We start from the raw sequence: 10,721 nt of genomic DNA, 5'->3' as shown, positions 1-10,721 counted from the left end.
ATGGATAGAAAATTAAAAATAACAGATCATTTTTTAACAAAATAGCCCCCTAAATTTACCATTAGACCTAAAATCAACTTATTGGTTTCAAATTCGACTACCGGAATCATTTTGAGTGGATAGGCGATATGACTGATTACCAATTGGGAGTTTTTGTACCGCTCCGGAATCACCAATCTGAACCGGCCGTCCTGATCGGTGATTGTTCCAATCGAGGTTTGATAAATAAAGATATTCACGTTCGGAATACCGGTTTGGCTGACCGAATCGGCGATCATGGCGTTGATGACGATTTCCGTTGCCGAGATTTTACTTAGGAGAATCAGGATGACAAGCAGTATTTTACAACGGAGCATTGTATCCATTATTTGCTTATTGATCAAACTAACATCCAGATTTTTATTAACCTTGGGTAAAGGGCTCATGTTCAGACTGGCCGGGAATCTATCTTGTCACGGATTTAATGCTCCGCCCGTATGAAAAGTCATCAATACTGCCATTAAACAGATAAGGTCGGAGTAAAAAATACTCCGACCTTATTTTCGATGATTTGTAAGGGATTTAGAACATCAATCCAATTGAAAAGACGTTGCTGCTGGTTCCAAAATGTTTAATCGGACGATAGGCATAATCCAACGCCAGCTTGGTATTCCCAATCGAATAGTTCATACCGCCTCCCAACGCTAAGCCATAGACGGTCTCGCCATAGTCGGGATTTTCAGGATCCTTCAGGATCATGCTGTAGCCGCCCCGCACGAAGAAGTTCTTCATCAAAGCCAGTTCGGCACCCGCTTTAATTTGATCCTGCTCGAAATTATTGTTCTGAAACTGTCCGCAGATTAATAATTCACCGAGTCCGATGTTTTTAGAATAGCTTAAACCCATTTCCAAAGTCGAGGGAAGCTGGTCTGAGGAGGTTGGTTTATAACGATAGCTCTTATATGTTTCGCCAACATCTATCGCTTTGTCGAGCAAACCGGTGCCTTCGTATTGCATGTTGGAACCGATATTCTTTATGACGAAACCGAGCGCTAATCCCTTAATTTGCAAGAGATTGTGATACTGAATACCGACATCAACCGCAAAAGCGGAAGCAGATGCTCTCGGAACACTTTCATAGATGACTTTACCGGTAACACCGACACTAACGCGGTCGGTGAGATGTCTGGAATAGGTCATCCCGATCGTAGCAAAAGTCGGCGAATAGGTGCTTCCGGTGCCATCCATCTCATTGACCGTCGTAATTGGTATGTCACCAAAGCTGAAGCTCTTCAAACTAAAGCCCAGTACACCGAGTCGTCCGGCATTAAAACCCAGTGCAAAGTAGTTCACATTAATGTCCGCAATGATATTCTGTGTGGAAAAGAGACTCGCGGCTTGACCTTCCATATTACCTAAACCAGCGGGATTCCAGTAGAGTGCTTCAATCGAACTAACTGTCGCTAAATCGGCTCCGCCTAATCCGAGCGAGCGGGCGCCGACTGGCACCTGGACCTGGACACCGGACGCCGTACCGACCCGGCTGGCGTCACCGGCATAGATCGAAGTACTGCCTAAAAATGCGATAATAAGGAGATAAGTCAATATATGGCATGCACTTCTAATATTCATTTTTTTCTCCTTTTCGATTTTGTCAACCATTTTTAACATATTCTTCTCTCCTATTATCAATAATATTCCAAAATTTGACGATCCTGAATGACCATAACCTTCAGAACTTTTTCCTTCTTGAGGTCAGGCAAATCTATATGGGCAATATACATGCCACTGCCGACAGGAAGATTGGCTTCGTTTTTCAAATCCCATTGCTGAAACTGAGCTGTAGCATCGTTTTTCTCGATCTTCCTGACCTGGGTGCCGGCCAGATTGAAGATTCGGATAGTTGCTTTTGCCGGTAAATGGGTGAATGTCACATAAGTGTCATACAGATTGACCGAAAGTGAGTTATAAGCATAGTACGGATTCGGGAAGACGTTGATCTTCTTCACAGCTTCCTTAGCCACGTCGGTGTTGTCCAAAACAGGCGCGGTAGTCGTAAAGGTAAACTTGTCAACTCCCAGCTGGATCGGATTATCATATTGAAATACGATTTTGTCTCCTTTCGTCCAGGCACAATTCCAGAAAATAGTATTCCAAGTAAGAAGATCACTGTTGGTATTAGCAACCGGATCGGTAAGTGTCGTTGCATAATCCTCTTTTAAAAACCAGCAGTACACCCGGTTGTCAGGATGGAAAGCGTACATATCGGCTTTGGTAGGATCACCCCAACGATCGTATATGACAATTGATATTTGCTTATTATTGTCTACATCCCATACCTCAAAAGGAATCCTAATCAGGAAAGGCTCGCCGGTTCTGGGATTATTAGCATCCGGATGGTCTTTGATTTCATACAAACGTGCACTAGCTAAGGTTGCTAAAGAACCAGTTCCATCTTTAATGGGATGATATGTACCACCACCAGCCATAGCAATAGTTGTGGCATCATATTCACCGGTAAACCGAAGTTCCACATCCAATTGCAGTAAATTCATTGACTGAGTTCCATGTTGTGCTCCATCAGCAGCATAATCATAAGTATCCCACGCTGCGGCAGTTGGCCCATAGACACCCCAACCATGGTCAACATAGGAAGTGATAATAAATGGCTTACCATGCTGGTCGTAGTTCAACCAGGCGTTAGCACGGGTATGGGAAAATACATCCGGGCTGGTCCGGTTTGGTCCGGTATGGGTATACTTCGTGAAATCAGTCGGCGCATCGTAGCTGGCATTAATCATCACTTGAAAACCGTCAGCTACTCCAGCAGCTTCTGCTCCTACAGGCACACCAGTATCTACATCTTTCCCACTCACAATTGTCTGGTCATCAAGCACGACCTGATGATCTAACGTTACGTCTTTAACATTCCAGTGCTTGACGGTTTTGAAAGCATAAGCCTGTTCACTTATGACGCAATTGCCGACGGCATTGACAACAATAGCATCTGTTATACCATAAGCCGCACAGGTCGCCGCATTCGCGGGGTCCTGACAGAATAATGTTGCCCAACCATCATCATAAACCACATATCCTACCGCTAAAGGCAAATCAGGAGTATTAACGTTTACTGTCATTACTTCGCCACCAACAAAAGCCCCAGCTCCGGTCAAGTCGGTCGAATCAACTACTTCTTCCCCAAAAAGTACCGTATTATCAGATTCGTTTATCAACGCAACAATATCACCAGAACAAGAAGCGCTATTTATAACGATCCCCAGAGGGAAGGTCAACTTAACGCCTTCAGCATAATTATAATCCTGAGACTGTAAGTCAAGTATAAATTTCAAATCGCGTGTACCAGCTGTCGGAGAGGTATAAGCAATTCCTGTAATCGTAGAGGGTGAGACATCTCCCACCTTTCCTATGGCTTTGCCAACAGAATCAGGATAATTCGTCTTCTTCCAATTCCCGTCAACATCCATATAATAATGTTGCTGGTTAAAGAATATTTCGTAATCATGACCAGTCAGAGCGTAAGGATCAATCACCTTATAGGTTGCTCCACCATCGCAGGTGCCGGCGGAATGAGTTAGCTCATACTCGTTGCTAAATTCTTCTTCCACCTGATCACCCGGCAGTGGTTCCTGGATCAGAGCTGGTTGCACAATCAGCGCCGATTCGATTGCTTTGTCTTCAATGAGTTCGGGATTCGGATGATAATTATAAGCCGTCACCGCGAAGTAGTAAGTGTTGCCTTCGCGGAGTGGTCCACCGGTGATGTAATCTTTCTCTATTTTGATGTAGCGTTGAATGCCAACATCGGCTCCCTGCTGAATCGGAACGGTCACGGTCTGTCCGAACTCGGGCAGGAAGCGTTTGCCTTCAATGATTTCAACGCCATCAACCAGATCATAGGTGGCGATCCGCACAGCTTGGCCTTTGCCGGCGGTTGCATTAGGCAACTGATAGACGTTATATCCTTCAAAAGCGTAACCGGCAATAACTGGAGTTTCGGTCGCACTTACCGCATCGAGGTCAGAGCCCCATTCCAACACCACACTGGTTTTGGAGGGTCTGACAGTCACTTTGGGACCGGCCGGAGCTTTGGGAACGCCTTCGAATGCGCCGTCGAACAGGGTTTGCGCAACGGCATCGGTCAATTTCATATCACTTATCGAACTGAGTCTGGTATCACCCAAACCACCAACCACAGCTACGACTACCTCTTGAGTGTCGCCATTAGCAAACTCAAAAGGACCGGAGCATAGCGCTATCCGGCGGTCACCCGGTGCAAAAAAACTGGCATGAGCGTCCAGATCACCTGTTTCGGTTACCGGATCACCTGCCATCGGAAACTTGGTAATGACGCCACCCGAGGATAGCGGTATATTGCCGGCTGTCCAGTAGGTTGGATTGTCAATATTATCGGTCGGAACGGCACCGCGCAACATATTCCACCATTGCAAAGTTCCTTCATATTCACCTAGCGTTGGATCACTAATGGGCGAACCGGCGGCAAACCAGGAGAAACCCGTCATCGGGAGATTTATCTTGCCAGGACCTACCTTTTTAAGGTCAAATACGGCATAATCGAGGGCATCATCAATCCCATTCTGGTTAATATCCTGACCGGTGACGCCATCAATCATTGGTCCTTGGAAGAAATCGTACCCGACTGCGGCGGGCGCTAAACCAAAAGCGTAATATTTATTGTCCGTTTCCGAACCATTATAGGCAAATCCCATACTCAAGGTTGTGTCACAACCAGCGAGGTCGTCGGACGCCTCGCCTAAATCCGGGTCGCACCATTGCGATACATACATCTCAGGGATGCCTTTGCCGGACTTATTGATAATTTTGTACTTTTTGAAGATTATCTGTCCCAACCGGGCGCTAGGTTGAGCATAAGCCCAGGCAGTGACCTGAAGTTCAATACCAATCGGTTCCGAACCATACAAACCAAGCGCATTGGTCCGGTCAAGATCATTGCAAACGAACCAAACGACCTGGTCGGCATTGGCGATACCGGCTTTATCCACTGCGGGATCATAGCCAGGAATGCCGTCAACATCCACATAGGGTGCGCCTAAATCGGCTGGCCATTCATTCCAGTCAGTCTTATATTGCGCGATAATTTTAGTAGTCATATCTTCAGTGACCGCAGACGAACTGACCATGTTGGCTTCGGCGGCTTCCTGCACAACCATCGCATGAGTCAAAGTCTTATAATCCGAGCGTATCCGGTAAATCCGGGCGCGGGAGTCCGATGGACTGGCGGCAGTGCCATCGGCATTAATCCAACCGGGAGTAGTGCCGATGTTGTAGGTCTGTCCGCCGACGCGAATTTCAGTACCAACTTTACCACCCCAAATAAATCCATCCTGGAAAATCGCACCGGCGGTTCCCCGTGGATAAATTCCGCCTGCGTTGCCGTTTGGGTCTATCCCCGACATTCCATTATAATTCATCCAATAACTCCAGTTGGAGATATTCGAGAGGGTGCGTGAGACCTGCCCGGCGGCAGCTTTAGCCAAGCTCTGATTTGACTTTATAGCAGAATATTTCTTGGATTCCGCAACCAAGCTAGTTGCGAAAAGAAAAACTACTATAGCAGAAAAAATAAGAAAAGTTTTAAATATTTTCATTTCAATTTCTCCTTGAGAATACCAATTCTGTCAATACTATCATATACGTCAAAAAGAGAATTTCAGACCGAAGAAGATTTGACGCGGATTGCCATAGATTTCACGTACGATATTATCCCAGTAGGCCTGTGCATTCTCCAGATTGATAGCCTTGTACAGGTCAATATATTGCTGTCCGCCATTAGCCGCAATGGTCGTCGCCGAATAAAGCGGATTGCTCAGGAAGCCATCATCACTCGCACTGCCGGTTTTCTCGTAAACGTTCACTACGTTCTTCCGATTGAACAGATTGGTGACTAACACATAAGCCGTCAACTCCTTATTCATAATCTGAAAGGTCTTGTCAATCCGTAAATCGGTGTTAAAGGTCAACGGTGTCAGCGACGATCCGATCGGTTCTGCGGCTAAACGATCCCGGGTGTCCTGCATATAGTCAATTCCCGCGGTATAAGGATCGGTCTGCCCACCAATATTGACGTTGACATGCGTATAGGGATGGCCGCTTGAAAACTGCATCAACAAATTGATGCCGGATTGTGATAAGAGCAAGCCACCGTCTTTTTTGCCAAAGCGATAGTCTAAATTGATCGAACCAGTATGGGTAGCGGAATAATCCAGCGGATTAATCGTCGTTGGCATCTGCGCATTGAAATACAGCGCACCTTGCGCAGAATTACTGTTGGATTGAGTGCCTTCAGCTTGGGTCAGCGTATAGTTGATCTGCGTGGAAAGTCGGTTAATCCGGCGCAGATTCAAGCGGAATTCCATACCTTTGGTCGTAGCAAAATCGCCATTGGTATAGCGCTCGTATCTGCCGGGAATTGATGCCGTCGGATCAATTTTCTGGTTGATGATCTGCACCAAACCACGGATGTTTTTATAAAATGCGGTGACATCCATCGCGGCATTTTCCGAAATCTGCTGACGGAAACCAATCTCATAGGATGTGGTTTTTAATGGATTAAGGCCAAAACCGACTGGATTCAGGAAGTAATAACCCTGACGGACAATCTGCCGGGCAAGTGTAAAGGTGCTGAAATAAACATTGTTCAAACTCGGCATCTGGACAAATTTGCCGTACTGCATATAAAAAACAGTCCTGTCCGTAACTGGAAATGAAAGCCCAATCCGCGGACTGAAGATAGGTTCAGGCTTTATCTTTTCCCAGGCATCTTGCGCTAACATACTTGCATCTTTATCAACCTCCGGATCGGCAGGATTTTTCAGAGTTTTGTCATCTAAGTCGAAATAATCCATTCTTACCCCGAGGTTGATAATCAGATCATTGTACTCAATCTTATCCATCAGATAGGCTGAGAATTGTTTTGGATGTTTTGGCGCATCGATATAACCTAAACTTTTACCAGTCGTATCTGCATAACGAATGACATCGTCAGTTTCATTCCCATAGATATCATAACCGTAAGCATTGACCGCACCGTTCAACATCCAGATATCGGCTGGCACATCTTTTATGCTTCCATAAGTGGTATAATTAAAAGTGCCATTGGGAGCCGTATAATCCATTACGGACGGTGAAATACTGAACGAACGGATTGTATAATACCGGTAATCAGCTCCCAACTTAAGCTGGTGATACCGGCCGTACTGAGTAATCAAGTCCGCTGTCGTGCCGATATATTGGTGCTTTTGATCCAAAAATAAATTATAGGGAGCGCCATTTCTTTCTATTGGAAATCCATTCACGTAGTAATTATACTGGGGACGCCATGAATTACGATAGACGACTTCTCCATCGGTATAGTTGGCAACGGCAGTGCTATCATAGTATTTCTGCCAGTCATTACCGAACCAGTTATCCCCGAGCTCCCTGTGATACTGGTAGTAACTCGCTTTTATATCCAGATATGTCACTGGGGAAAATACTTTGGTAGCCTTGACAGTCAGCAACATCGTGTTGTTCTCATAGTAATTTGAGCGGTCATTAAGAGTAACCAACATTGGAGCATTGCCCTGCCCATCTAAAACATCATATTTCCGACTGGAGATCATTCCTCCGATATTAATCCGAATGGGCAGATCCAAGGTAAGGGTTCCATTCAGGGAATATTGTTTATCGTTCCGGAATGGAGTAAAGCCATCGGGATATTTCAGGGTAACGGTATCAAGTTCCAGATTTTGAGGGTTGCTGTCAACCAAATTTTCAAATTTGTAGCCCTTGCTAAAGCGGACCTCAGAGTCATCCTGATTATTCATTTCTCCCGCCAGGAAAAAACGGATCTTCTTGGACAGAAGTGGCCCGCTTAGGGTCGCTACCGCAAGTTTATGTCCATAAGTGTATGTATCTAAAAACTTCTTCCCTTCGCTTGGATCACCAAATCCATCTAACCGGTAATCAATCGAGCCGGTCAAGGATGTCGTCCCGGTCTTTAACTCAGTCTTCACGACACCGGCATTGGCGCCACCCATATCGGCGGTATAACCTCCGGCTAAAGCCTGGATTTCCTCGATTGCTTCCTGAATAGGAGCCAGGGCGTTACGATTTGTCACTGGATTAATCGTCGAGACGCCGTTGACAAAGTACCCGACTTCTCCATCGCGGGCGCCACGGATGTGGACGGCCCCGTCCTGGACTATGACACCAGCCATAGTTGAAATGATGTTTTGAGTTCCGCGGATCGGAATGGTTTCTAAATCCTCAGCATTGGCAATCGATATACTGGAAGTAGCGCTTTTCTCAAACAATTTTCGCTTAGCTATCACGGTCACTTCTTCGCCTTCAAGGATCGTGCTTTCCAGCTCAAAATTCACTTCGGCGGTCAAACCCATTGACACTCTAACCTGAGTGATTACCATACTTTTATATCCGATGTAACTCGATCGAACGCTGTACAATCCGGCTGGAACATTCAAGATAAAAAAGTATCCCTGAGCGTCACTAGCGGCACCATAGTTAGTACCTTCCACAAGAATATTCACGCCCCTTAGGGGCTCTCTTGATTTCTGATCCATGACTGTGCCCACAATTTTACCCTCAAACTGAGCGAAAAGGGCGCAGGGGATCAAAAAAACTAACACACACATCACAATTCGTCGACTCATATCTATTCCTCCTTTAAATGATAACTATCTTTCTCTATCATCTACTGCAACTCACTGCGATAGAATATAAAAAATATCTTTAGGTAATGTCAAGCTTTTTATATCGGAAAATTTAATCTTTTTTGTCTTGCAGTTAAAATATCGTCGATAAGACCGTATTCCAAAGCCTCCTGAGGAGACATAAAAAAGTTGCGATCCGTGTCTTTGCGAATACGTTCGAGCGTCTGACCGGTCAATTCGGCGAGGATCGCATGTGTCCTCTCTTTAATATGAAGAGTCTCTTTCGCGTAAATTTCGATGTCGCTCGCCTGTCCTTCAATCCCGCCAAGAGGTTGATGAATCATGATGCGGGAATTCGGCAATGCCTGCCGTTTACCTTTGGCGCCTGCGGCTAATAGAATTGCCGCCATACTCGCCGCCTGACCAATACAAATCGTAGAAACCGGAGGTTGCACATAGTTCATCGTATCGAAAATCGCTAATCCGTCCGTCACCGATCCGCCAGGACTGTTAATGTACAGAAAAATGTCTTTTTGCGAATCTTCCGACGCAAGATAAAGTAACTGAGCGATTGTAAGATTTGCAATATGATCATCGATCGGACTTCCAATAAAAACGATCCGCTCCTTCAGCAAACGGGAATAAATATCATAAGCGCGCTCAGTCTGTCCGCTCTCTTCAACAACCATTGGAATATACATTTTACGTTCCTTACTCGGCAGATTGATTCCGCAAAGATTTTGTTTGGATTGTTTTCTTCTTTTCCTTGACGAACTGCGCCAGAAAATCGAGTACCTTTTCCTCAAGAAGATCGCTTTCGATCTTCTTTCGGTTCTCCGAATTCTGGTAATATTTCAAAACCGCCTCGTGGCTCAATTGATATTGGGTAGCATACTGATCGGCGATTTTATTCAGACGATCTTCAACACCCTCTTTACTAAGTTTCAGATTTTCCACCCGGATAATATCTCGCTGGATTAAAAACCAGCGAATTTCACGTTTCCCCAATTCAGTGTACTGCTCGCGCACTTGCGTTTCGTTAACATCTTGAGATTTATTTTTTTCTCTGATATCTTCAATAACGGCATCCAGAAAATGTTTTAATCTCGACGGGGGGACATCAACTGTCGTGTTCGCCAACAAATAATCCCTGATAGAACCATAAAACTCGCTCTGTGCGCGTTTGTCCCATTCATCCTGAATTCGCTTCTCGATTTGTACTTTTAATTCGGCAAAATTCCCAACCTCTTTCAGATTATCTTTGATAAAATCGTCGGTCAATTCGGGCAACTTGTGGGATTCGACTCTGTGAACTGTTACTTGATAACCGGTCTCTTTAGCATCTTTATCGCTCAACCGGATAATGACCTTTTCGCCGGCTTTCACGCCTAACAAATTGGCAGATCCGGCTTCTCCAAAAACGCCGTCGCCAATTTTGATCAGTTTGTGATCGAGCTTTCTCCCAACGACGGGAATGTCGGATTGATCCAATTCCTGCAGATCGCAATCGATAAAATGTCCTCTTTCCGCGCCTTCCGTGACCGTTTCTACCTCGGCGTATGCTTCGCGCAGTGCTTCGAGCTCCGCTTCGACATCTTCCGGACTGACAACATAACCATTTTTGACGGCTGGGAATCCTCTCTTGTAATCCGGCAATTCGATCTTTGGATCGACTTCTACGCTAAGCGAATATTCAAGCGGTTTATCTTCGTCGAATTCAAGATTCTTTAATGAAATATCGAGATAATCCGTGATTTCCTTTTCTTTCAAAGCGTCAACGGACGTTTTATCGATGACCTCATTAGAAAACTCGTATTTGATTTTCCCTTCCTGCTGTCTTTTAAAAATAGTATCAGGCACTTTTCCGGGACGAAAACCAGGCATAACGAAATCTTTTTTCAGTGTCCTGTAAGTTTGTTGGTAGAAATTTGAAACTTCATCCCAGCCTAAGTTCACTTTCAGGAGAAGTTCTGTCGAACTGACATTGCTTAAATCAACTTTCATCTTGTTTCCTTATTCAATATTTTCAAG

The 10,721-nt window shown here is 45.1% G+C and carries 5 protein-coding genes and 1 pseudogene; all 6 read right to left on the bottom strand.

What is annotated here, in order from left to right; translation table 11 throughout:
* Window positions 1–26 precede the first annotated feature (26 nt).
* Window positions 27–356 (bottom strand): hypothetical protein, encoded by a 330-nt coding sequence (locus COT43_03870; protein ID PIS29435.1) that lies wholly within the window; start codon window positions 354–356, stop codon window positions 27–29.
* A gap of 205 nt (window positions 357–561) precedes the next feature.
* Complete coding sequence (locus COT43_03865; protein PIS29434.1) at window positions 562–1,650, bottom strand: hypothetical protein; 1,089 nt, start codon at window positions 1,648–1,650, stop codon at window positions 562–564.
* Window positions 1,651–1,667: 17 nt separating this feature from the next.
* On the bottom strand, window positions 1,668–5,627 hold the full coding sequence (locus COT43_03860; protein PIS29433.1) for a hypothetical protein: 3,960 nt from the start codon (window positions 5,625–5,627) through the stop codon (window positions 1,668–1,670).
* Between the two features lie 48 nt (window positions 5,628–5,675).
* On the bottom strand, window positions 5,676–8,690 hold the full coding sequence (locus COT43_03855; GenBank protein PIS29432.1) for a hypothetical protein: 3,015 nt from the start codon (window positions 8,688–8,690) through the stop codon (window positions 5,676–5,678).
* Between the two features lie 98 nt (window positions 8,691–8,788).
* Window positions 8,789–9,391 carry an ATP-dependent Clp endopeptidase, proteolytic subunit ClpP gene (clpP, locus tag COT43_03850; GenBank protein ID PIS29431.1) on the bottom strand — a complete coding sequence of 201 codons (603 nt, stop codon included), beginning with the start codon at window positions 9,389–9,391 and terminating at the stop codon, window positions 8,789–8,791.
* 10 nt (window positions 9,392–9,401) lie between these two features.
* Window positions 9,402–10,694 (bottom strand): annotated as a pseudogene (gene tig, locus COT43_03845) (trigger factor).
* Window positions 10,695–10,721 lie beyond the last annotated feature (27 nt).

The organism is Candidatus Marinimicrobia bacterium CG08_land_8_20_14_0_20_45_22, from assembly GCA_002774355.1.
Classification (GTDB): Bacteria; Fidelibacterota; UBA2242; order UBA2242; family UBA2242; genus 0-14-0-20-45-22.
Note: the sequence above shows the minus strand (reverse complement) of the source record. Positions and strands in the feature narration are given on the sequence as shown.